The 21,871-nt window shown below is 68.2% G+C and carries 16 protein-coding genes; 2 read left to right on the plus strand and 14 right to left on the minus strand.

The window, feature by feature from the left end; genetic code table 11:
* Positions 1–76: 76 nt before the first annotated feature.
* The 10 genes from ACZY0X_RS19960 to pdxR all read right to left on the minus strand — a co-directional run bounded on the left by ACZY0X_RS19960 (position 77) and on the right by pdxR (position 17,485).
* Positions 77–3,256, minus strand: coding sequence for an arabinosyltransferase domain-containing protein (locus ACZY0X_RS19960; RefSeq protein ID WP_463772844.1), 3,180 nt, complete (start codon positions 3,254–3,256; stop codon positions 77–79).
* Positions 3,257–3,300: 44 nt separating this feature from the next.
* Entirely contained in the window at positions 3,301–6,543 is a 3,243-nt protein-coding gene (locus ACZY0X_RS19965; protein WP_463772845.1) for an arabinosyltransferase domain-containing protein, read from the minus strand.
* A gap of 80 nt (positions 6,544–6,623) precedes the next feature.
* Positions 6,624–9,881: an arabinosyltransferase domain-containing protein gene (locus tag ACZY0X_RS19970; RefSeq protein WP_463772847.1), complete on the minus strand. Its 3,258-nt coding sequence runs from the start codon at positions 9,879–9,881 to the stop codon at positions 6,624–6,626.
* A complete protein-coding gene (locus ACZY0X_RS19975; RefSeq protein ID WP_463772848.1) occupies positions 9,878–11,746 on the minus strand; it encodes a galactan 5-O-arabinofuranosyltransferase in 1,869 nt (622 codons plus the stop codon). Before ACZY0X_RS19975 ends, ACZY0X_RS19970 begins: the two co-directional genes overlap by 4 nt.
* Positions 11,747–11,779: 33 nt before the next feature.
* Positions 11,780–12,559 (minus strand): decaprenylphospho-beta-D-erythro-pentofuranosid-2-ulose 2-reductase, encoded by a 780-nt coding sequence (locus ACZY0X_RS19980; RefSeq protein ID WP_463772849.1) that lies wholly within the window; start codon positions 12,557–12,559, stop codon positions 11,780–11,782.
* A 17-nt stretch (positions 12,560–12,576) separates the two neighbouring features.
* Entirely contained in the window at positions 12,577–13,989 is a 1,413-nt protein-coding gene (locus tag ACZY0X_RS19985) for an FAD-binding oxidoreductase (RefSeq protein WP_463772850.1), read from the minus strand.
* 27 nt (positions 13,990–14,016) lie between these two features.
* A complete protein-coding gene (locus ACZY0X_RS19990; protein WP_463773371.1) occupies positions 14,017–14,412 on the minus strand; it encodes a GtrA family protein in 396 nt (131 codons plus the stop codon).
* Between the two features lie 24 nt (positions 14,413–14,436).
* Complete coding sequence (locus ACZY0X_RS19995) at positions 14,437–15,159, minus strand: GAF and ANTAR domain-containing protein (RefSeq protein ID WP_463772852.1); 723 nt, start codon at positions 15,157–15,159, stop codon at positions 14,437–14,439.
* Positions 15,160–15,206: 47 nt separating this feature from the next.
* Positions 15,207–15,911 (minus strand): GAF and ANTAR domain-containing protein, encoded by a 705-nt coding sequence (locus tag ACZY0X_RS20000; protein WP_463772854.1) that lies wholly within the window; start codon positions 15,909–15,911, stop codon positions 15,207–15,209.
* A gap of 110 nt (positions 15,912–16,021) precedes the next feature.
* Complete coding sequence (gene pdxR, locus ACZY0X_RS20005; protein ID WP_463772856.1) at positions 16,022–17,485, minus strand: MocR-like pyridoxine biosynthesis transcription factor PdxR; 1,464 nt, start codon at positions 17,483–17,485, stop codon at positions 16,022–16,024.
* Positions 17,486–17,534: 49 nt separating this feature from the next.
* Here pdxR and ACZY0X_RS20010 point away from each other — a divergent pair, with 49 nt between their 5' ends.
* Both ACZY0X_RS20010 and ACZY0X_RS20015 read left to right on the plus strand, forming a co-directional pair.
* Entirely contained in the window at positions 17,535–18,005 is a 471-nt protein-coding gene (locus ACZY0X_RS20010; RefSeq protein ID WP_463772858.1) for a carboxymuconolactone decarboxylase family protein, read from the plus strand.
* Between the two features lie 39 nt (positions 18,006–18,044).
* The gene (locus ACZY0X_RS20015; protein WP_463772859.1) at positions 18,045–18,800 is read left to right on the plus strand and encodes a phosphotransferase family protein; all 756 of its coding nucleotides are present in this window, start codon (positions 18,045–18,047) and stop codon (positions 18,798–18,800) included.
* A 14-nt stretch (positions 18,801–18,814) separates the two neighbouring features.
* Here ACZY0X_RS20015 and ACZY0X_RS20020 read toward each other — a convergent pair whose 3' ends face one another.
* From ACZY0X_RS20020 to wzt, 4 genes are all read right to left on the minus strand, one after another.
* The gene (locus ACZY0X_RS20020; protein ID WP_463772861.1) at positions 18,815–19,153 is read right to left on the minus strand and encodes a TFIIB-type zinc ribbon-containing protein; all 339 of its coding nucleotides are present in this window, start codon (positions 19,151–19,153) and stop codon (positions 18,815–18,817) included.
* Between the two features lie 121 nt (positions 19,154–19,274).
* On the minus strand, positions 19,275–20,105 hold the full coding sequence (gene wzm / locus ACZY0X_RS20025; RefSeq protein WP_463772862.1) for a galactan export ABC transporter permease subunit Wzm/RfbD: 831 nt from the start codon (positions 20,103–20,105) through the stop codon (positions 19,275–19,277).
* The gene (gene glfT1, locus ACZY0X_RS20030) at positions 20,102–21,064 is read right to left on the minus strand and encodes a galactofuranosyltransferase GlfT1 (protein WP_463772864.1); all 963 of its coding nucleotides are present in this window, start codon (positions 21,062–21,064) and stop codon (positions 20,102–20,104) included. The genes wzm and glfT1 overlap by 4 nt, the downstream gene beginning before the upstream one ends.
* Positions 21,057–21,863: a galactan export ABC transporter ATP-binding subunit Wzt/RfbE gene (gene wzt, locus ACZY0X_RS20035; protein WP_463772865.1), complete on the minus strand. Its 807-nt coding sequence runs from the start codon at positions 21,861–21,863 to the stop codon at positions 21,057–21,059. The genes glfT1 and wzt overlap by 8 nt, the downstream gene beginning before the upstream one ends.
* Positions 21,864–21,871: the final 8 nt, after the last annotated feature.

Consider the following 21,871-nt stretch of genomic DNA (forward strand, 5'->3'; position numbering starts at 1 on the left):
GATCCCGCTCCGCTTCTCGCTCGCCGCTCATGCGCGATCCCGCTCCGCTTCTCGCTCGCCGCTCATGCGCTCGAGCCTAAGCCTTGATCCGGATCTGCCCGGGTGACCACAGCCCGCTGCGTGTGGCGGAGTCGAGGTCGAGTTCGGCGGGTTCGGCGTCCACAACCGTGTCGAACCGGTGCAGCGAGCCCCAGTCCTGACCCCAGTCCTCCGACAGATACGTCGACATCACCGATGCCTTCAGCAGCAGGTCGGTGATGCCCAACAGGCCACCGTTCTTGCCGTCCTGCCACGTGTCGGTGCTCTGCAGCTTGGCGTTGTAGTCCGGTGCGATGCGGAACTTGGGCACCTCGGTGACGCCGTTGGCGTGCAGCATCGGCTGTTGGCACGGGAAGGCCAGGCCGACCGCCCAGTCCATCAGCACGGGTTGCTGCGATCCGACGTACTCCTGCACCGAGCGCACCTCGGGCACGCGTGGTGGCGTGACCGCGACCCAGTCGCCCTGGCTCAGAGACAGGTCGTCGGCGATGACCCGCACGGCCACCGCGTCGGCCGGGATCTCCGCACGCGGGTAGCGCAGATTGCGCCACGACGGCGTCGGGCCGACGTCGTACGGCTTCACTCGGCCCGCCGGGGTGAGCGCCCCGTCGGGACCGCGCCGGGCGTACTCGAGTTCGACGGTCTGTTCCGAGTCGAGACCATTGGCGACGCTAATGCCCGAGATCGTGCCCGCCGCGGTGATCACCACCAGCGGGTGCGCGTCGTCGGCGGCGGGTAGGTCGTACCACGCCGAGGCTAGCTTGCTCTCTTGTTGTGCCCCAGTCGAATACGTTCCGGCCACTGGGACACGCGCGGGGTCAAGACCATAGGGCAGCGGCACGGTCGAACCGTTGATACCCGGCCGGGCCAGCTTGATGGGCTGGGTCCAGTCGACGTCGGTGCCGGGCTGCGGGTTGTTCAGCCGGATTGCCTCGGCGATGATGCGGTCGGGAACGCCGTTGGGGGAGAATCCGGTCGGAGCCTCTCCGCCGAGCGGACCGAGTGGGCCGTAGTTGCCGGGCAGGGCCGTCAGGAAACCGGCGTTGGAGTCGGGTTCCACCAGCACATCGTCGGCGAGGCCGCAGCCGCCGGCGAGTGCGCGGACGTTGGCCCATCCATTCGAATAAGTCGGGTACTGGCGGACGACGCCGATCGCCATCGACGCCATCATCACCACGACCATCAATCCGGCGGCCAGGGGTATCGGTGCCGCCGTGAGCCGGTCGACAACCTTCGAGTCACCCCGGCGCGAGACGTGCAACCAGAACGCCCACAGCGCCGCGATGATCGACAGCGCGAAGAACACCGCGCTTACCGAGATGCCGGCGAACTGGGGCACCGAGTTGTTGAACGGCGCACCGAAGTTGGAGACGTACCACCAACCGTTCGTGGAGGCGAAGCAGAAGGCCAACACGAAGAACACCAGCGACAGGAATGCCATCCGGTTGCGGGCCGACCGCAGGACCAGCGGCGAGACCAGCACGGTGGCGACGGCCGCCATCGCACCACCCACGGCGGCGAACAGTCCGAAGTGGTGAATCCACTTGGTGGGCGTGAACATCAGGAAGAACATGGTGGCGAAGATGATGCCCATCAGTCGCCAGACCGGGCCGCGTGCAACGCCTGGAATCCGCTTGCGCCGCAACATCATGAACAGCGACGGGAACAGACACATCGCGGTGAAGACGAATGCCACCCGCCGCGATATCGCACCATCGGTGGTCGGCAGGATCAGGTAGTAGTACCGCAGGTTCTCGGTCCACCACTCCTGGCTGGGGCCGATCGCCGTGCGAATCCGGGTGGCCTCCAACACCGTTGCCAGGGTCTGGTCGGCGAACACCACGCAGAGGATCACCGTGCCCGCCGCCAGCAGCGGTGCGATCACTGGCCAGGTCCCGACGACGCGTCGGCGGCGCATGATGATGCGCAGGATGGGCCGGCCGCCGGCCAGCAATGCGGCCACCGCGATCAAGCCCGTCGGCTGGATGCCGAGCGTGAATGCGGCCGTCGTGATGGCCAGCGCGGCCGGGGTCAGCCGACCCGACGTGATGGCGCGCTCGATCAGCACGTACGTGATGAGGGCGCCGGTGGCGATCTGGCCCTCGGGGCGCAGGCCGTTGTTGAACGGCATCCACGCGGCCAGTAGCACCAGGCCCGCTGCCCACATGGCGCTGCGACTCGACCACACGGCGGGCCCCAGTCGGGGTAGCACCTCGCGTGACAGCAGCAGCCAGCAGACCAGCGCGCAGATCAGGTCGGGTAGCCGGATCCAGATGCTGGCATCGCTGACCTTGGTCATTAGGGCGAGCACGTTGTAGTACCAGCCGAAGGGGTCCTCGGGGCTGCCGAACCAGCGGAAGTAGTTCGACATGTAGCCCGCATGATCGGCCACCCGGGCCATCTGCAGGATGTACCCGTCATCGGATGAGTTGGCGCCTATGACGTACCAGAGTGCGAACCCGCCGATCACCACCCCGTCGACCGGTGTGAAGGTGCGCCAGCGTGTCGGTATGAGGCGGTGCATCCGCCGGCCGTCGAGTCGGTCGAGCCGCCACAGCGCGAGCAGCGCGATGACGGTCGAGACAATCGACAGCAGGATCGCCGTGAGTTTCAGCGGCGTCGGCTGAGTGGTGAACCGCGTATCGATCGTCGCCGACATCGAGAGCCCCTGTGGCGCAGGCCCGGTGAGGTCGGTGAAGACGCCGACGATGGCGGGCCGCAGGTTCGGGTCGGCGTAGCCGGTGCGTTGCGGTGAGCCGTCCGCTTTGGTCAGGCCCACGAAGTCGGCGAAGGTTCCGTCGATGGTGGAGGTGATGTCGATACTCGAACAACCGGGGGCGGAGCCGGTTCCGGCCACGCGATCGCGATTCACGCTGGCGACCACGACATTGCGGACGATCACATCGACACGCGATTTCGTGACGGTGACCAGCATGGCGTTGAGCGCCGCGTCGCGTCCCTTGGCAGGCGCGGTGCCCAGGACCAGACCGCCGTCGGCGGGCATGTCGCCGATCACGGCGCACGGCACCGTCGCGGTGAGGCTCACGGGTGCCTGTGTGATCAGCGGCGCGGTGACATTGCTGAGTTGGCCCTGCTGCGGCCAGTTCAACGTCGCCGTGGTCTGGATGACGGGCAGCAGCGGGGTGGCGACCGCGAGCACGAAGCCCAGCAGGCCGGCGATCGTGGCGACCCAGCGCGCCACCTTCACGTCGTTCACCGCTGGGCGGTCAGTCTCGCTCGTGAGAGTGCCCGCAGCCCCGCTCACGGGAGTGCCCTAATCGGTCCGCCACGGCTCCAGCCGAACACTCGCGTCGATCCCTCCTCGATGACGGCGTTGGGCGCCTGTTCCTGCGGTACCACCCGGACGTAGCGCTCGATGGCGCCCCAATCCCGGTACCAGTCGTCGCGCAGATACGTCGGGATCGCCTCAGTCCGCAGCAGTGCCTGGATGAACAGGAACGGTCCGCCGTCCTGGGCGGACTGCCACTGGTTCGACGAGGCCACCATCTGCTTGAAGTTCGGGATGATGCGGTACTCCGGGAGTTCGGCCACCCCGAGGTGCTCGGCGAACGGGCGCTGGCACGGGAAGTTGGCCGCTGTGGCGATGTCCATCAGCACCGGGGTCTGGCTGCCGAGGAACTGCTGCGCGGTCTGCAGCACCGGCATGCGCGGCGGCGTGAACGCGAACCACTGGTCGGTGGACAGGTTCGGGTCATCGGCGACGATGCGCGCGACGTTGGCCTCCGGCGGCGCGGTGGTCAGCGGGAAGCGCAGGTTGCGCCACGCCTTCTGCTGGAAGATGTCGATCGGCTGCACCTCGTTGAGTGCCTGGTATGAGCCATCCGGCTGCTGTACGCCCCACTGCAGCTTGAGTGACTGGCCGTAGTTGAAGGAGCCGTCCTCCTCGTAGTACCAGATCGCGCCCGCGGCGGCGACGGTGACGAGCGGCCGGTCCGGCGTGCGCGGCGGCAGCTGGTACCAGGCCGAGGTGGCCTTGGCGGCAACGGTGTTCTCGTCGAAACTGCCCATCACCGGGGTGCGCTTCGGGTCGAGGCCGAACGGCAGGAACACCCGCGACCCGTTGACGCCCTCGGGGCCGTAGCCGCCGCCCGTGCCGGCTGCGTAGCCGACGCCGATATTGGGTTTGTCGACGGGCCCATCGGAGTTGACGGTGCCGGGGTTCGCGGCGACGGGTTCAGCAGGCTCCAGGGTGTCGCTGACGCCGTTCGGGGTGAAGCCGACGGGATCTTCGCCGCCAAGCGGGCCGTACTCGCCGAAGCGTTGACCCGGGACAGGTTGGAGCATGCCGGCGTTGGGGTCGGCCTCGACGAGAACAGAGTCGGCCATGGCGCAGCTGGCGTCCGACAGTCCCGATCTCAGTGCCGCCAGGTTCGCCGCACCGGTGGTGTAGACGGGGTAGCGGCTCGCGGTTGCCTTGAGCATCGAGCCCAGCTCGAGCACCACCATGATCGAGGCGACGATGAGCAGCGGCGTCGACGCCAGCGCGCGGTTACGCCCGGTGTCGGCGACCTCGGTATGGCCCGCGTAGTCCATCCGGTAGTGCAGCCAGCCGGCGAGCAGGCCGCCGGCGATGGCCAGCACCAGGAAGATCGTGGTGACGGGGAAGCCGACGATGACGGGCTGCTTGTCGAACCACGGCACGCCGTAGTTGCCGACGTAGAACCAGCCGTTGATACCCGACGTCGCCCACGCGAGGACGAACATCAGCGCGGTCACGTACAGCGCCAGGTTCCGGCGGCTGTGCAGCCCCACGCGGGCGAACGCGAACGCGGTCACGCCGCCGAGCGCGCCCGCCAGTCCGGCGAAGGCACCGAACTGCACCGCCCACTTGGTCGGCGTCAGCGTCAGCAGCAGCAGTCCGACCGCCGTCGTGCCCGCCAGCCGCCACACCGGTCCGCTGACGGCGCCGGGCACCCGGCCGCGGCGCAGCAGCACCATGATCACACCGAGCACACAGAGCAGCAGGATCAGCACCGAGAACCGGCGGGTCAGCGAGCCGTCGACGCTGTCCTCGACCGTGAGGAAGTAGTACCGCAGGAACTCCTGGTACCAGGGGATGGTCGGCCCGACGACGTACTTGATGCGCACCGACTCCATGACCGTGGCCAGCGTCTGGTCGCGGAAGATGATGACGAACACCAGTCCCACCGATGCCGCCAGCGGGGCCAGCGACGCGAGGATGCCGTTGGCGGCGCGGCGGTCGGTCACGATGCGAGCGATGGGCCGCGCACCGACCAGCAGCGGTGCCAGCGCGATCAAGCCCTGCGGGGCGAGTGTCACGGAGAACATCGCGATGACGATCGCCGCCGCGGCGGGCCATAGTCGCCGCGTTCCCACGGCGTTCTCGACCAGCATCCACGCCGCGACAACGGCGAACGCGATGAGCGGTTCGGGGCGCAGGCCGTTGTTGAACGGCAGCCACGCGGCGAGGAACACCGCACCCGCGGTCCACACCGCGACCCGGTTGGCCGCCACACGCCTGCCGATGCGGGGCAGGATGCAGCGGCTGATGATGAGCCATGTCGCGATCGCGGCCGCGGTGGCGGGCACACGCATCCAGACGCTGGCGGTGCTGATCGACGCGAGGTGGGCCAGCACGCTCTGATACCAGTCGAACGGCGCCTCGGTCGCGCCGAAGTAGCGGAAGTAGTTGGCGGTGTAGCCGGCCTCTCCGGACACCCGGGCGATGGTCAGGTTGTAGCCGTCATCCGATGACAGCGCCCCGACCACGTGCCAGGCGAGCAGGGTGCCGATCACGCCGACGTCGGCCAGCCAGGTCCATAGGCCGACGCGGCGCCGACTGCGGGGTGGCCGTCGGCCGGCGACGCGATCGGTCAGGATCAGCGCCACGATCGAGGCGATGACGCAGAGCACGCCGAGCACCATGACGGCGGTCTTGAGCGCGGTGGGTGTGGTGATGAAGCGGGTGTCGACGTCGATGCGAGCGCTGACGCCAGACTGCGCGGCGACCTGCAAATCGGTGAAGACGCCGGCCACCTGGGGGCGCTTGTCCACGGGCAGCGTGCCGGTGGCACCGGGGATGCCGACGAAGTCCGCGCCGACCGCGCCGACGTTGGCCCACACGCGGATACTGCTGCACGCGCCGGAGTCCACGGCGGCGCGCGGGGCCACGGCGGCGACGGTGTCGCGGAACGCGACGTAGACGACGTCGGCGTTGGCGCGGATGAACATGCCGTTGCGGCCCGCCTCGATGCCGCCGGCCGGGATCGTGGACAACACGACGCCGCCGTCGCGCGGCAGCGTGGCGGTTGTCACGCAGGGGATCGTCACGTCAAGGGCGCGGGGTGCGCCCGACACCAGCGGCGCGGTGATGTCGGTGACCAGGCCGCCGGGCCCGGCGGCCTGGGGCCAGAGGATGGTCGCGGTGTCCTGCTTGACGGGCAGCAGCGGCGTCAGCGCGCAGAGCAGAAATCCGACGAGACCGGCGATGATCGCGACTAGTCGAGTGGTCGGGGCGGGCACGACGTTCAAGGGTATGCCACGCCGATGAGAGCGTGGCGGTGCCATGCGGCCGCCGGCGAGATCATTTGTCTACACGGTGGTCAGGACAGTCGCAGTGGCCCTGGGCTCCACAACCCACTGCGGGTCGCCGTGCCCAGATCGATGCGTGCGGGTTCGGCGTTCGGGTACCACGGCGTCAGCTGCTGCAGAGCGCCCCAGTCCCGGAACCAGTCGTCGCGGAGATAGGTCGGCACCGGTGTGGCCCGCACCAACAGTTCGGTGATGCCGAGCGGTCCACCGCCCAGGTAGTCCATCACCGGCGAGTTGGCCTCCGCGCCGAATCGGTCGGGCAGGATCCGCCACTTGGGCACCTCGGTGACGCCGTTGACGTGACCGAACGGACGTTGGCATGGGAAGGCCAGGCCGACGAGCCAGTCGAGCAGCACCGGGTCACTCGAGCCGACGACCTGCTGCAGGGTCTCCAGCGACGGGATGCGTGGTGGTGTCACCGCGATCCAGTGCTGGGGTGCGAGGTCGTCGTCGGAGGCGACAACGCGCACCACGGTGGCGTCGTCCGGGATGGCGCCCATGGGCGCGCGAAGGTTGCGCCATGCGGGTGCGGCGCCGACATCGGCGAAGCCGACGCCGCCACCGGGTTCGTTGCGCGCGGCCTGTTCGTCGGTGGCCCACTGCACGGTGACCTCGCCCGCGTCGAATCGGCCCGCAGCGGCGATGACGAGAAGCGGTCCGCGTTCGTCACTGGGCGGTAGCCGGTACCAGGCGGATCGCAATGCGGCAGGCTGCTGCGGGCCCGAGCGCCAGCTGCCCATGACTGGTACCTGCGCGGGGTTCAGGCCGTACGGCAGCCGGGCGCGCGAACCGTTGACCCCGGCTGCGGCGGTCGTGCCACCCTCGGTGCCGGGCTCACTTCCAGTGACGACGGACCCGTCCGAGTCGGCGAAGTTATCGCTGCCCGCGGGCTCCATCACGGGGTCGGCCGACAGGTCGGCGGGAATCCCGTTCGGGGTGAAGCCGCGCGCGGTCACGGCTCCCAGTGCGTCGCCCACGGGGACGTCGACGGGTTGCAGGACACCGGCATTGGGGTCGCGCTCGACCATCACATCGTTGGCCAGACCGCACGTCTTGCCGGTCAGCGCCTCGAGATTGGACCGGCCGACAGACCACGCCGGGTACTGGTCGATCATGCCCAGCGTCAGGGAGGCCACCTCGAATATGACGACCACCCACACGGCGACGGCCAGCGGGGCCTGGGCAACTCGCGACCAGCGCCGGGGTTTCGACGGCGGAGTGTTGTCGCGCCCGGTGAAGTGGAACCACGCGGCGACGAGCAGTGCCAGCACGGACAGGCCGAGCAGGATCGTGGTGAAGCCGAACGTCCACTCCGGGAACTGATTCGACCACGGCACGCCGAAGTTGGACACGTACCACCAGCCGTTGACGCTGGCGAACGACAGTGCGCAGACGAAGAACACAGCTGCGGCGAAGATGGTCCGGTTGCGCCGGGATTTCATGGCTGCCGCAGTCACGGCGACCGCGGCCAGCGCGCCGAGTGAGCCTGCGAGACCGGCGAACACGCCGAAGTGGTGCGTCCACTTGGTGGGGGTGAACATCATCGCCAGGAACGAGATGACGGTGATGCCGATGATGCGGCGGCTGGGTCCCAGTGCCGTGCCGGGAATCTTGCCCTTGCGCAGGATCATCGCCACCGACACGGCCAGCGACAGGAGCACGACCAGGACCGCGAAGCGGCGCGCGATAGACCCGTCGGGACTGGCCATGAAGAGGCGTTCGTAGCGGATGTGCTCGTCGAACCAGGCCAGGCTGGGGCCGACCGCCGACTTGAAGGTGCTGGCCTGCAACTCGCCGACGAGGGTCTGGTCGCGGAAGATCAGGATGATGGTGACGGTGCTCGCCGCCAGGATGGGCGCCAGCAGTGCGAGGTGCCCGAAGCGCGAGGTGTGCTGTCCGACAATGGTCTTCAGCGGGCCGATCGCGACCAACAGGGCGCCGACGGCGGCGATGCCGGTGGGCCCGGAGAACAGTGTCAGCGCGCCGATGATGATCGCTATCGCCACCGGCAGCAGCCTGCTGGTGGCCACACCGCGCTCCACCGAGCACCAGGTGAGCAGGATGCCCAGCGCGATGATCGGCTCTGGCCGCAGGCCGTTGTTCAGCGGCAGCCAGAAGGCGAGGAACATGCCCGCCGCGGTCCATGCCGCGGCCCGGCTGTGCTTGACCGCATGTCCGAGGCGGGGGATCACCTCGCGGCTGATCACCCACCAGCAGGCCAGGGCCATCACCAGCGTGGGCAGCCGCACCCAGACGCTGGCGGTGCTGACGTGTGCCCACAGTGCGAGCAGGTCGTAGTACCAGCCGAACGGCGCCTCGGGGGTGCCGAACCAGCGGTAGTAGTTGGCCATGTAGCCGGCGCCGTCGGACACTCTGGCCATGGTCAGGATGTAGCCGTCGTCGGCGGTGTTGGCGCCGACGAAGTGCCACCACACCAGCACTGTCGCGACGATTCCGTCCAGCGCTGACAGTGACCACCACCGCTGCGGCAGGAGGCGCCGGTGCCGGACGCCGTCCGCGGAGTCCAGGACGTGCAGCGCGCCGAGCGCGACGATGGTCAGCGCGACACCAAGCACCATGGCCAGCGTCTTCAGCAGGGTCGGGGTGCTGCTGTAGCGGGAGTCGATGGTGGCGGTGAACGTGAGGCCTGGCGGTGCGGGTCCGGACAGGTCGGTGAAGACGCCGACGATCTGCGGCCGGAAGTCGTAGCCGCCACGCTCGCCTCGCAGCGGCTGACCGGGCTTGTCGGAGTCCGGGCCGGTGACAAGGCCGACGAACTCGCCGGTGACCTGGTCGGCGTGCGCGGTGAACGTCAGGCGCTCGCAGGCGGGGCTGAGCACCTGGTCCAGCGGTGCGCTGACCACGGGGGTGTTGCGGACGATGACAAGCAGGTTGTCACCGACGCGCTCGATGAGCAGCCCACGGTCGACGGCCTTGGGCGCCTGCTTGGGCACGGTCGACAGCAGCACGTTGCGTGTGCCGGACAGTCCGGCTGCGGCACTGCACGGGATCGAGACGTTGAGCGCAGTGGGCACGTACCCGATCAGCGGCGCATCGACGCTGTTCAGGACGCCGTTCTGCGGCCAGTTGAGTTCGGCGGTGGTCTGCTCGACCGGGAGCATCGGGGTCGCCATCGCGAGCACCGCCCCGAGCAAGCCGGCGACGATCGCGATGATGCGCACGGTTCGATGGTTGCGCACCGGCACCGCGTCTTGGACCACGGGCCTAGATGGTAATGGTCCGGCCTGCGGCGATCCCTTGCCGGTCATGTTCGGATCGCCAGCACGAACGGCCCGATGTCGGTGACGTCCCAGCGCGGGTCGTCGAACAGGGCGGCGTCGAGGGTGACCTGGTAGCGCCGCACGTTCGGCTGATTGGGGTAGACGTCACTGGCAAGTCGCAGCGTGTAGGTGTCATTGGCGCCGTGGCGCATGAGGAACACCGTGGGCGGTTGCCACGGCAGCCCGTCGAGGTTCGCGATGAACTCATCGGGTTTGGTGAGCGTGGCCCAGCCCTCGATCGCGGCCGAGCGTTCGTCGAACTGCGCGAGCGGGTTGGCGTAGTGCGACGTCAAGCCCTGGAAGCCGTAGTACGGGTGGAAGGCTAGGAAGCTGTAGTCGGCCGTCATGACGACCGTCTCGTTGCGCGGCCGTCCTGTGGTCGCGGTGATGCGCTCGTCGATCTCGGCGTAGTAGCGCTCCGCGCCGGGCGGTCTGCGGTCGGCGCGCTGCCCGGAGCCATCGGTGTCGGTGTAGGCGACGGCGATATCGGCCCGCAGCACGTTGGGGATGTCCTGGCTGAACGTCATGGCGCCGATCGCGCCGATGATCGTCGCGCCGGCCAGGATGCGTCGCCCCGTGGTGGGTTGGTATCGGGTCGCCAATGCGTGGGTGGCCTCGATGAAGCCGAACACGCCGGCGGCCGTCAGCAGCACGCTCAAGGTCGGCTGCAACCTGAACGACAGCAGCGTGGTGCCCGCCAGGGTGGTCAGCATCGACAGCAGCGACCACGCGTAGACCGCGAGGACCGCGACGGCCAACGCGCCAGCGCGGGTGGAACTGCGGGCGTAGGCGACCAGCCACAGAGTGCCCAGCATGCACAGCGCGCCAAGCAGGGTGAAGGACAGCATCGGGAACGTGAGCTGGGCCCCGTCCGCAGGCAGATAGTGCTGCGCGGTTCCGGAGTCCGCGGGTGCGCCCTTGAGCGCGGCCAGCAGGTAGGGCGCCCACCCGATCAGGGCCATGGCGCCGGAGATGACGGCGATGACGACCAGTCGCAGCACGGGGTCGAGCCTGTCCCGCCCGGAGCGCGCGACGACCAGCACCAACCCCATGATCGTCAGGGTGAAGGCGCAGTAGAGGAACAGCAGGGTGTAGAAGAGCGCGGCTGCACCGAGGAATAGCCCGACTCCGATAACCGCAGCCCACCCGCCGTTCCGGCTGCGACCCCGCAGCCCCGACCACGCCAGCACGAAGACCGGCGGCAGCAGCACGGTGATGATCGCCGCGTAGGGCTCGGTGGATGAGTACGCCAATGTCACCGCGGCGGTGGCCGTCGTCACGATGAGTGCACTTTCGAAGCGAATCATCTTGGCCCACAGCACGAACGCGATGACCACCGCGACGGTTATCGAGATGATCGACCAGGGCTTGAAGGCCTCCCATGCCGGCATCCCGGTGAGGTCGGCCATCCGTCCGCCGAGCCAGAACCAGCCGGGCGGGTAGAACGGTGGCAGGCCGATGTAGGTCATATCGCGGGGGACCGCCGAGTCGGCGAGCCGCGTCAGGTACTCGGTGCGGAACTGCTGGTCGACCGAGACGCCGAACAGGTAGAGCTTGGTGGCGCCCAGCGGCATGGCGAGCGTGACGATCGAGAATGCCGACAGGAACGTCACGGCGCCGGCCCCTGCGAGACGGTGTCTACCTCGTCGCCACAGCCAGCCGGACGCCAGTAGTCCTGCCAGACAGGCGAACTGGCCGACGGTGGTGAGGGCGTGCAGCTGATTGCTGGAGTTGAATGCGGGCCATTCCACCCGTGAGATGGCCGCCAGGGCCACGACGGAGATCAGCACCGCGGCGACGGCGGCAGCCAGCATCTGGCCCGCCGTCCTGATGGTGCGGTCCACGCGCCACATTCCCCGGGTCGCTTCGCTCCTGCCCACCGGGCGTCAGATCGGGAGCTTGCGGAAGACCGGCCGCGGGATGTGCCGCATGACGGCCATCAGGTACCGCACCGGTCCCGGTGCCCAGACCAGGTCCTTGCCCTTCGCCGCCGACGACACCGCCAGCTCGGCGACGTCCTCCTTGTCGACGGTGAAGGGCGCCTCCTTGGCGCCGGTGGCCTTCCAGTGGTCCAGGGTGGTGGTGGTCCGGACCTGACCCGGTCGGATGACGAGCACATGAACGCCGAACTCGCGCAACGCCTCCCCGAGCCCGAGGTAGAAGCCGTCCAGGCCGGCCTTGGTGGAGCCGTAGACGAAGTTGGAGCGGCGCACGCGCTCGCCGGCCACCGAGGACATCGCGATGATCTGTCCGAAACCCTGGGCGCGCATCCGCTCGCCGATCAGCACGCCGACCGAGACCGCCGCGGTGTAGTTGACCTGAGCCGTCAGCACTGCCTTGGCCTGGTTCTGCCACAGCTCCTCGGCGTCACCCAGGATGCCGAACGCCACGATGGCGACGTCGACATCGCCGTTGGCCCAGGCGGCCTCGATGACGGCCGGGTGGGAGGCGGTGTCCACGGCGTCGAAGTCCAGGTATTCGACCGACTTGGCGCCGGCGGCCTGCAACTGTGCGATGGCGGCGTCCCGCTTGGGTGCGTTGGGCAGGTCCGCGAGGATCACCCGGGCCTTCGTGTTGCGCAGGTAGCGCTCACAAATGGCCAGGCCGATCTCGGAGGTGCCGCCCAATAGCAGGATCGTCTGCGGGTTTCCGGTGGCGTCAATCATGTAGGGGTAGAGCCTTTCTAAAGCAGTTCGAGGCGGCGTGCCATGTCCGAGGCGAAGACGCCGTGGGGATCCGCCTTGCGGCGCACCGCGATCCATTCATCGATGCGCGGGTACATCTTGTGAAAGTTCTCTGCACTGACTCGGGAGTCCTTGGCGGTGTAGATGCGTCCGCCGAACTCCATGACGCGGGTGTCCAGTTCGTTGAGGAACTCGTTGACCCCGGCCTTGACGGGAAAGTCCATTGCGACGTTCCATCCGGCCATCGGAAAGCTCAGCGGCGCACGGTTACCCGGGCCGAACAGTTTGAAGACGTTGAGCGCCGAATACTGTCCGCTGGTCTGGATCCATCTGATGATGGCCTTGAACTCGTCGAGCGCATCCGGCGGCACGAGGAACTGGTGCTGCGCGAAACCTGCTGGGCCGTAGGCATTGTTCCAGCCGCTGACCAGGTCGAGCATGTGGTAGAACTGCGACAGATTCATGATCTTGCCGCTGTACGTGCCGCCGAGCCGGTAGTACACCTCGCCGATGGCGCTGAACGACAGTTTGTTCATCGCGCTGATCGGGAAGATGTTTGGAACGGTCAACAGCTGCGGCGCATCGAATTTCAGCGGATTCTTGGCCAGCTTCGCCGGCAGTTGATCCAGCCTGGCCAGGCTGCCTCGGCTGACCGCTGCCCGGCCCAATTTCGGGGGCGGGCTGATCAGGTCGAACCAGGCGCTGGAGTAGGTGTAGTTGTCCTCGCTGCCGTCCTGATGCACGGCGATGGTCTCGTCCAGGTCCGCGGTGGCCACACCGTCGGCGATGAAGTAGGCCGTCTCGGTGCGCGTCATGGCGATTCGGGCGCGAATCACGATGCCGGTCAGGCCGTTGCCGCCGACGGTGGCCCAGAAGAGCTCACTGTCCGGGCCATCGGGGGTGAGGGTGCGCACGTCGCCGTCGGCCATCAACAGGTCCATAGACAGCACATGGTTGCCGAAGCTGCCCGCACTGTGGTGGTTCTTGCCGTGGATATCGGAGCCGATGGCGCCGCCGATCGTCACCTGCCGGGTGCCCGGCAGCACCGGGACCCACAAACCGAAGGGCAGCGCGGCCTTCATCAGCTGGTCGAGGCTGACGCCGCCGTCCACATCTGCGATCGCGGTGTCGGCAGAGATGGAGTGCACGGTGTTCAGTGCGGTCATGTCGACGACGATGCCGCCGCCGTTGCAGGAGTGGTCGCCGTAGGAGCGCCCGAGTCCGCGCGCGATGATGCCGCGGTGGAAGTGTGAGGGATCGCTGGCGGAGGCGTCTGCCACCCGTCGGACGGCGGCGGCGATCACCTCGACGTCAGGGGTCGACAGCACGTGGGCCACGCTCGGCGCGGTACGACCGAAACCGGTCAGGGCACGCGACGTCAGCGGCAGGGTGGCGCCAGATTCGGTAGACATATCAGTGATGAAGGGTACCGCCCTCGCTCATCTGAGCTTGAAGATCACCGCGCGCTGCACCACGAAGTTGATCACCGTCGCCGTGCCCTGGGCGATGACGAACGCGACCGGCACACGCCACGGTTTCTCGTCCAACAGCATGTAGAAGAGGTAGTTGATGCCGATCTGGACGGCGTAGGTCACGGCGTACAGCGCGCACACCGCGATGAAGCGGGCCCGGCTCGGCGGTGCCTGGAAGGTCCACCGCCGATTGATCAGGTAGGCGGTCGTGGTACCCGCGATGAAGCTGATGGTCTTCGCGACGTTGACGTGCAGGCCCAGCTGCAGGAACAGGACGTACAGCCCGAAGTCGACGATGGCCGAGAGCCCACCGGTGACGACGAACCGCCACACCTGCGTCGTCAGGCTCAGATCGGGCGACATCGGGGGCTCGGCCACCCGGGAAGCTTACGGGTCGGCCACCACGTTGCTGCTCGCGTTCTCGATGACCATCCGCGCCGTGTCGCTGAGGTGGCGGTTGGAGCTGCGGGCCATGGTGCGCAGTTCGCGGAACGCCTGCTCCATGTCGAGGCTGCGGCGCTCGGACAGCACGCCCTTGGCCTGCTCGATCACGATCCGGCTGTTCAGTGCCGTCTGCAGCTGGCTGTTCACCAGTGCTCCGCGGGTCAGTACCCGCTGATGCAGGATGCCGATCGTGGCGACGTCAGCCAGTGCCTGTGCGACAAGCAGGTCGGGGTGCGCCAGTATCCCGGGCTGTCTGCGGAACAGGTTCAGCGCGCCGATCCGCTCGTTGCGCAGTCGCAGCGGAATCGCGAACACCGCTCGGAAGCCCTCGGCGGTGCAGCGGATGGCGAACTCGGTCCACCGATCGGTGTCGGTGCTCAGATCCTCGACCAGCACCTGCTCGCCAGTGTGGTAGGCCTGCAGACACGGTCCGGCATCGGACTGGATCTGCAGCAGTTCGAGCATGCGTGCCTGCTCGGTGGTGGAGGCCAGCACCTGCAGGCCGCCATGCAGGTCGTCGAGCAGCAGACCGGCGGTGTCGGCGTCGAGAAGCTTGACGCAGTCCTCGACGAGCACCTGGGCGAACTCCACCACGTCGTAGTCATCGACAAGGGTGTCCGCCAGTGTCACGAACGCCTGTACCAGCGCGCCCTCTCGGTCATCCATCACGATCTCCTCGTCTGAATCCATCGTCGTCAATTCGTGGGGCGCGGTCAATCGTCGGCGGGGTTGAAGCGCAGCCGCCGCGCGATCACCTCGCGAGCCACGTCCAGGAGGGGCAGGTCGTTGGCAAATGCGTGGGCCCGCAGCCGGAGGTACGCGATGCGAACAGGAGCTGCCAGCTGGGCCACCACCATGCCGGTGGCCTGATGGATCTCGCTGGAGGACGGCGACGGGGTCCACCACGCGTCGATCCGGCTGATGTCCTCCTCGGCGGGCGAGGCGCGGGACAGCAGCACCATGGTGACGATGTCAGTCACCGCGAGGATCGTCGTCATCTCGGGCGGGTCCAGGGGCACCGGCTCGTCACGGCCCAGATCCAGGACGCCCACCGCGATCGCACCGATCTGCAGCGGAAGGGCGAACAGCGCCCCGCGGGCGTCGGCGCCGAGCGCTGACATCAGGCCCGGCCACCGGTCGAACTGCGTCGCGAGGTCGTCGACCAGGATGGGGCCGCCTCGGGCCACGGCATCCACGGCTGGGCCCTCGCCGGTAACGATCTGCTGGGTCTCCAGCCGGGCGGCGGCCGCATCCGATGCGCCCAGCGTCTCCCAGTTGTCCGACGCGACGCCGACGCTGATCGCGGCCCGTTCCACGGGAAGCACGCGCACGCAGCACAGACACAGCTCGTGCGGGCCCAGTGACCCGTCTGGGTAGTCCGCGATCGCGGACAGGAATGCCTCTGACGCGGAGGTCATGGAGCCTCGCACGTCCAGTGCACGATCAACCCGCTCGGAATTCTCATCACTCGCCCGATCGCTGAGCACGACGCGGCAGAATCTCGGGGCGCGGTGCCAGGTCCATCATCTCACTGCGTGCCACTCCGCGGGTGATTGCTCGCCGCCCGTCCGCCCCTCGTGGACGGGGTCAGGCTGCCGAGCACGCCGCACAACGCGTCGACGGCCCCGCCGAACGCGTGTTCGGCGGGTGTTCCGAAGCTGACCACGATCCCGTCAACGGCCGGTGTCTCGGGGCCGGCGTCGGGATGGCGCAGCGCCGCGAGCCCAGACAGCGCGATGCCCGCCTCGCCTGCGCGCCGCATCACCTCGTGCTCGGTGCCGTCGGGCAGCGTCAGCATCAGGTGCAGGCCAGCGGACAGCCCGCTGATGCCGACGTCGAACGGTGCGAGTGCCTCGACCAGGCGGTCGCGGCGGCGCCGGTAGTTCATGCGCATGCGGCGGATGTGCTTGTCGTAGCTGCCGCTGGAGATGAAGTCGGCCATGGTCAGTTGGGCGATGCCGTTGACGTAGAACTGCTCACCACCCATGGCGGCGATGACGGGGTCGATCAGTTCCGGGGGCAGGACCATCCAGCCCAGCCTCAGCGCCGGGGAGAGGCTCTTGCTGGCCGAACCCAGGTACACCACGCGCTCGGGGTCCAGTCCCTGCACCGATCCGACGGGTTGGCGGTCGTAGCGGAACTCGCCGTCGTAGTCGTCCTCGAGAAGGTAGCCGTCGGTGCGCTGCGCCCAGTCGAGTATCGCGGCGCGCCGAGTGGGGTGCAGCGGCACACCGTGCGGGAAGTGGTGGGCGGGGGTCAGCAGGGCGGCGGCCGCGTCGGTCCGGTCGAGGTCGGCGACGACGGCCCCGTGCTCGTCGACGTCGAGCGGCGTCGTCTGCACGCCCACCGCGGCGAGCGCCTGGCGGAACAGGAACAGTCCGTACGCCTCGACCGCGATGGGTCCGGTGTCGGCGAACACACGCCCGAGGATCTCCACGGCGTGGCGGGTGCCCGCGCAGATCACGATCGAGTCGGGAGCGGTGCGAACGCCTCGAACGCGCCCGAGGTATTCGGCGAGCGCCGCACGCAGTTCGATGCGCCCGCGTGGATCGGACATCCGAAACGCCTCGGTGGGGGCGGTGGCGAGCGCGCGCCGGGTGGAGGCCAGCCATGCGCCGCGCGGGAACTGCGCGACGTCGGGCGAGCCCGGCATCAGGTTGTGGATCGGTGTCGCGGGCGCGACCCGGGGCTGGCTGGGCAACGGTGTGGCGCGGCTGTTGAGCACCCACGTTCCCGCGCCCTGCCGCGAGGCGAGCCAGCCCTCGGCGACCAGCTCGGCGTAGGCGTCGGCGACGGTGTTGCGGGCCAATCCCAGGTCGGACGCCAGCGTGCGCGACGGCGGCAGCATGGTGTCGGGTGCGAGCCTGCCGGTGCGGACGGCGTCTCGCAGGGCGTTGAGCAGCAGCTCACGGGCCCCGCGTGCGCCGGGCGTGATCGCGGCGCGCAGGTCGAGGTGAAGGTCGCGGGACCCGGTATTGGCCCATGAAGTCACTATTTGATTGAACCATGGACGTGGTTCTTTGACGGCTAGCGTTGAGGGCGTGACACAGACACTCGAACACCCCACCGCAATTGACCGCCTGCAGATCTACAAGGTCGCACCCGAGTTGTACGACGGGATGATGAAGCTGAGCACCGCCTCGGCGAAGGACCTCGACCCCGTCATCGGCGAGCTGATCAAGATCCGTGCCAGCCAGATCAACCACTGTGCCTTCTGCCTCGACATGCACGTCGCGGACGCCCGCAAGATGGGCGAGACCGAGCAGCGCCTCGCGCTCGTCGCCGCATGGGACGAGGCGGGCACCCTGTTCACCGACAGGGAGCGTGCGGCGCTGGAGTTGACGGAGGCCATCACGGAGCTGCACCACGGCCACGTCTCCGACGAGGTCTACGCCAGGGCCGCCGCGGTCTTCACCGAGCGGGAACTGGCACAGGTGATCGCCATGGCCGTCACCATCAATGCATGGAATCGGTTCAATGTGGCCACCCGACTGAAGGCCCCGCGGCGCTGATGAGCGCTTGCGCGAAGAGGAGAGGGCGCTGATGAGCGCTTGCGCGAAGAGGAGAGGGCGCTGAACGTCACCCCCTCGGGTGCCGAGGTCACTGTCGACGGCGACCTCGTCACGAAGCTCCACCGGCCGGGAACCGACCCGCAGGCACTTGCACGACGCCTGCGGGTCGCCGTGCGATGTCCGGAGTTGTTGTCGCCGTGCAGCGCCGAGCCCGAGCAGGTGGGCGACCGGTGGCGCACCCGCTGGCCGCGGGTCGACGTGGTGGCGGAGCGACCCCGGGACCTGCCGTGGCGCGAGGCGGGCGACCTGCTGGCCCACCTGCACGCCGAACCCGTCGACGACGTCACCATGGCGCACGGCGCGTCGGAGCGGTTGGCCCGCGCCGTGCACCGGCTGGGTGCGGGACCGCGTGCCGACGTCATCCGCGACGCTGCCGCCCGGCTTCGACTGCCACCGCCATCGGTGGGCCGAGAGGCGTTGGTGCACGGCGATTTTCACCTTGGCCAGCTCGGACGCCACGACCGGCGATGGGTGCTCATCGACATCGACGATCTGGGTGTCGGCGATCCGGCGTGGGACCTGGCCAGGCCGGCGGGATTCTGGGCGGCGGGCCTGATTCCCGATGCCGACTGGCACGCGTTCCTCGATGGGTACCGCGCGGCGGGAGGGCCCGCGCTGCCCGCGGGCGACCCGTGGCCGACGCTGGAACCGTTCGCCCGCGCCGCGGTCATCGCAGCGGCCGCGAACCATCCCGACGACGACCTGTTGGTGACCGCGTGCGAACGGATGCCCTAGCGGCCCCGGGGGGCTCAGCTCGAGAAGAACAGCCGACCGAAGCCCTGTTTGCGGTAGTGCTTGTTACCGCGATTGCCCCAGGCCGGTCCGTACCCGTAGTCCGGTCCCGATCCGTAGCCCTGCTGTACCGGCGGCGGCGGCGGCGCTGACTGCACGAACCGGTTCTCCATCTGCGTCAGCGACTCGAGTTCGCCGAAGTCGAGGAAGATCCCCTTGCAGGTGTCGCATTGCTCCAGGTGGATACCGTTGCGCTCGTAGGTCTTCATGACCCCGGCGCACTTCGGACACAGCAGGGTGTTGCCCACGCTGGGCGTCGACGGAGACTTCGGCGGCTCGTATGGCGGGATGCTCATGTATCGCCAACGCCCGAGGATCCTGGGAAGTGCCTGGGAGTCAGAAACCGCCCCCGCCGAACGTGAACAAGATGGCGAGAAATTCGCGCAGGCTCGCAAACGAGCTCACGTTCGACGGGTGCTACACCCAGTACGGCACGCGCGCCCGGTACTGCCGCATGGCGAACGCCGTCACGGTCCAGCCCACGATCGTCAGCACGATCACCACCACCCAGTGGTGCAGTTGCTGATCGGCCCCGAGCAGAGGCGCGCGGACGATGTCTAGGTAGTGCAGCAGCGGATTGAACTCGATGACCTTCGCCCAGCCGCCGGCACCCTGACTGCGCAGCGTCTGGTCGTTCCAGATGATCGGCGTCATGTAGAACAGCAATTGCACCAGGCTGAACAACAGCGGGCTGATATCGCGGTAGCGCGTGGCCAGGATGCCGAAGCACAGCGCGACCCAGACACAGTTCACCACGATGAGCGCCAGTGCCGGGATGAACGACAGGTCAGTCCACTTCCACGGCTGCGGATAGATCATCGCGATGATCACGAAGATGATGATGTTGTGCGCGAACAGGATCACCTGACGCCACACCAGTCGGTAGACGTGCACCGACAGGGGCGTGGGCAACTGCTTGATCAGGCCCTCGTTGGCGACGAACACGTCGGCGCCCTCCAGGATGGACGCGTTGATCAGGTTCCAGATGATCAAGCCGAGCGTGACGTACGGCAGGTGTTCGGACAGCTCGAGTTTGAACAGCTTGGAGTACAGGCCGCCGAGTGCCACGGCCATGGTGCCCGTGGCGATGGTGATCCAGATGGGCCCGAGCACGGAGCGTCGATAACGCTGCTTGATGTCCTGCCAGCCCAGGTGCAGCCACAGTTCGCGCTTGGAGAAGCCCTCGGTCAGATCGCCCCAGGCCCGCGCGAACGTGCGCGACTGTGCGGCCGCGTCGGTGAACGTCATCTTCCGCTACTCCCGTCGCTTCGCTCGCCCCGTCTGATTCCCCCGTCGCTTCGCTCGCCCGGTCTGCCAAACCTCTCGCGTCTACCCAGCCGGCGCAGCCGGATCCACTCGGCCAGCCCGGCGGGGTCGCGACGGGTGACCAGGAAGAACCAGCCGAACCGGATCCACTCCTGAGGCACCAGTTTGCGAAGACCGCGTTGGGACTGCAGGAAACCGCGGTTGCGGTAGGTGAAGTAACGCTTGGTGGCGTCGTCGGGATACTGGGTGTGCATCCGGCCGCCCAGGATCGGCTTGAACTCGTCGGAGCCCTGCGGGTGCAGGTACACCGCGTTCAGGCATGTGCCGAACGGCAGACCCGACAGCACCAGTCGGCGGTGCACGTCCACCTCGTCGCCGCGGATGAACAACCGGATATCCGGTACGCCAACGGCTTCCAGCGTCTCGGCCCGGAACAGCGCGCCGTTGAAGAGTGAGGCGATGCCGGGCAGCAGGTCGCCGGTGCCGTCGACCCTCAGTTCGGCGACGTGACGTCGCCACGCCACGCCGCGCCGCAGCGGAAAGGCCAGGCGCGACGGGTCGTCCAGATCACAGACCATTGGCGACACCTCCGCCAGGGAGTGCTGTGCCGCACAGTCCAGCAGGGTCCCCAGCACCGAGGGGTCGGCGGGGCGGCCGTCGTCGTCGGCCAGCCACACCCAGTCCGCACCGAGTGCCAGTGCGTGCAGGATGCCCAGCGCGAAACCGCCTGCGCCGCCGAGGTTTCGCGCAGATCCCAGGTAGGTGCTCGGCACCGGCTGGCTGGCGACGAGGTCGCGCACCGCCGGGTCGTTGTCGTTGTCGACCACCACGAGGTGGTCGGGGGCCCGGTGCTGAGTGGTGACGGCCTCGAGCGACCGCGCCAGAGCGTCGACGCGCCGATGGGTCACCACCACCGCGTAGACCGTTTCGGCCTCAGCCATTTGGCGAGTCCCAGCGGCTGTTCTCGTTGATGACCTCGCGAACGTGACGGGCGGCGTCCTCGCCCTCGTAGGCGCGCACGATCTCCTCGATGCCGCCGGTCATCCTGATGGTGCCGTGGTCCACCCACATGGCGGTGTCGCAGAGCTGCGCCAGAAACTCGTTGGAGTGGCTGGCGAACACCAGGATTCCGGAGCGCGCCACCAGGTCCTGCAGCCGGGTGCGGGCCTTCTTCATGAACTCCGCGTCCACCGCGCCGATGCCCTCGTCGAGCAGAAGGATCTCGGGGTCGATGCTGGTGACGACGCCCATCGCCAGGCGCACGCGCATGCCTGTCGAGTAAGTGCGCAGCGGCATCGACAGGTACTCACCGAGCTCGGTGAAGTCGGCGATCTCGTCGACCTTCGCCAGCATCTGCTTGCGCGTCTGCCCCAGGAACAGTCCCCGGATGATGATGTTCTCGATGCCGGAGATCTCCGGATCCATGCCGACGCCGAGGTCGAAGACCGGTGCCACCCGGCCGGTGACGGTCGCCGAGCCGCGGGTGGGCTCGTAGATGCCCGACAGCAGACGCAGCAGCGTTGACTTGCCTGCGCCGTTGTGGCCGACCAGGCCCACCCGATCGCCCATCTTCAGCGACATCGTGATGTCCCGCAGGGCCTCGATCACGACGACGTTGGAGGTGTTGCGACCAATGGTGCCGCCGGCCTTGCCGAGGAAGGCCTTCTTCAGTGACCGCGACTTGGCATCGAAGATCGGAAACTCCACCCACGCGTTGTGGGTCGAGATGTGTGGTTCCACGTATCCGC

Source organism: Mycobacterium sp. IDUB_39 (assembly GCF_055419205.1).

What these genes read in the sequence shown, in the direction of transcription:
- ACZY0X_RS19970 (WP_463772847.1), bottom strand. Translation starts at nt 9,881, where the DNA reads ATGACCGGCAAGGGATCGCCGCAGGCCGGACCATTACCATCTAGGCCC.
- ACZY0X_RS19975 (WP_463772848.1), bottom strand. Translation starts at nt 11,746, where the DNA reads ATGTGGCGCGTGGACCGCACCATCAGGACGGCGGGCCAGATGCTGGCT.
- ACZY0X_RS19980 (WP_463772849.1), bottom strand. Translation starts at nt 12,559, where the DNA reads ATGATTGACGCCACCGGAAACCCGCAGACGATCCTGCTATTGGGCGGC.
- ACZY0X_RS19985 (WP_463772850.1), bottom strand. Translation starts at nt 13,989, where the DNA reads ATGTCTACCGAATCTGGCGCCACCCTGCCGCTGACGTCGCGTGCCCTG.
- ACZY0X_RS19990 (WP_463773371.1), bottom strand. Translation starts at nt 14,412, where the DNA reads ATGTCGCCCGATCTGAGCCTGACGACGCAGGTGTGGCGGTTCGTCGTC.
- ACZY0X_RS19995 (WP_463772852.1), bottom strand. Translation starts at nt 15,159, where the DNA reads ATGGATGACCGAGAGGGCGCGCTGGTACAGGCGTTCGTGACACTGGCG.
- ACZY0X_RS20000 (WP_463772854.1), bottom strand. Translation starts at nt 15,911, where the DNA reads ATGACCTCCGCGTCAGAGGCATTCCTGTCCGCGATCGCGGACTACCCA.
- ACZY0X_RS20020 (WP_463772861.1), bottom strand. Translation starts at nt 19,153, where the DNA reads ATGAGCATCCCGCCATACGAGCCGCCGAAGTCTCCGTCGACGCCCAGC.
- wzm (WP_463772862.1), bottom strand. Translation starts at nt 20,105, where the DNA reads ATGACGTTCACCGACGCGGCCGCACAGTCGCGCACGTTCGCGCGGGCC.
- glfT1 (WP_463772864.1), bottom strand. Translation starts at nt 21,064, where the DNA reads ATGGCTGAGGCCGAAACGGTCTACGCGGTGGTGGTGACCCATCGGCGC.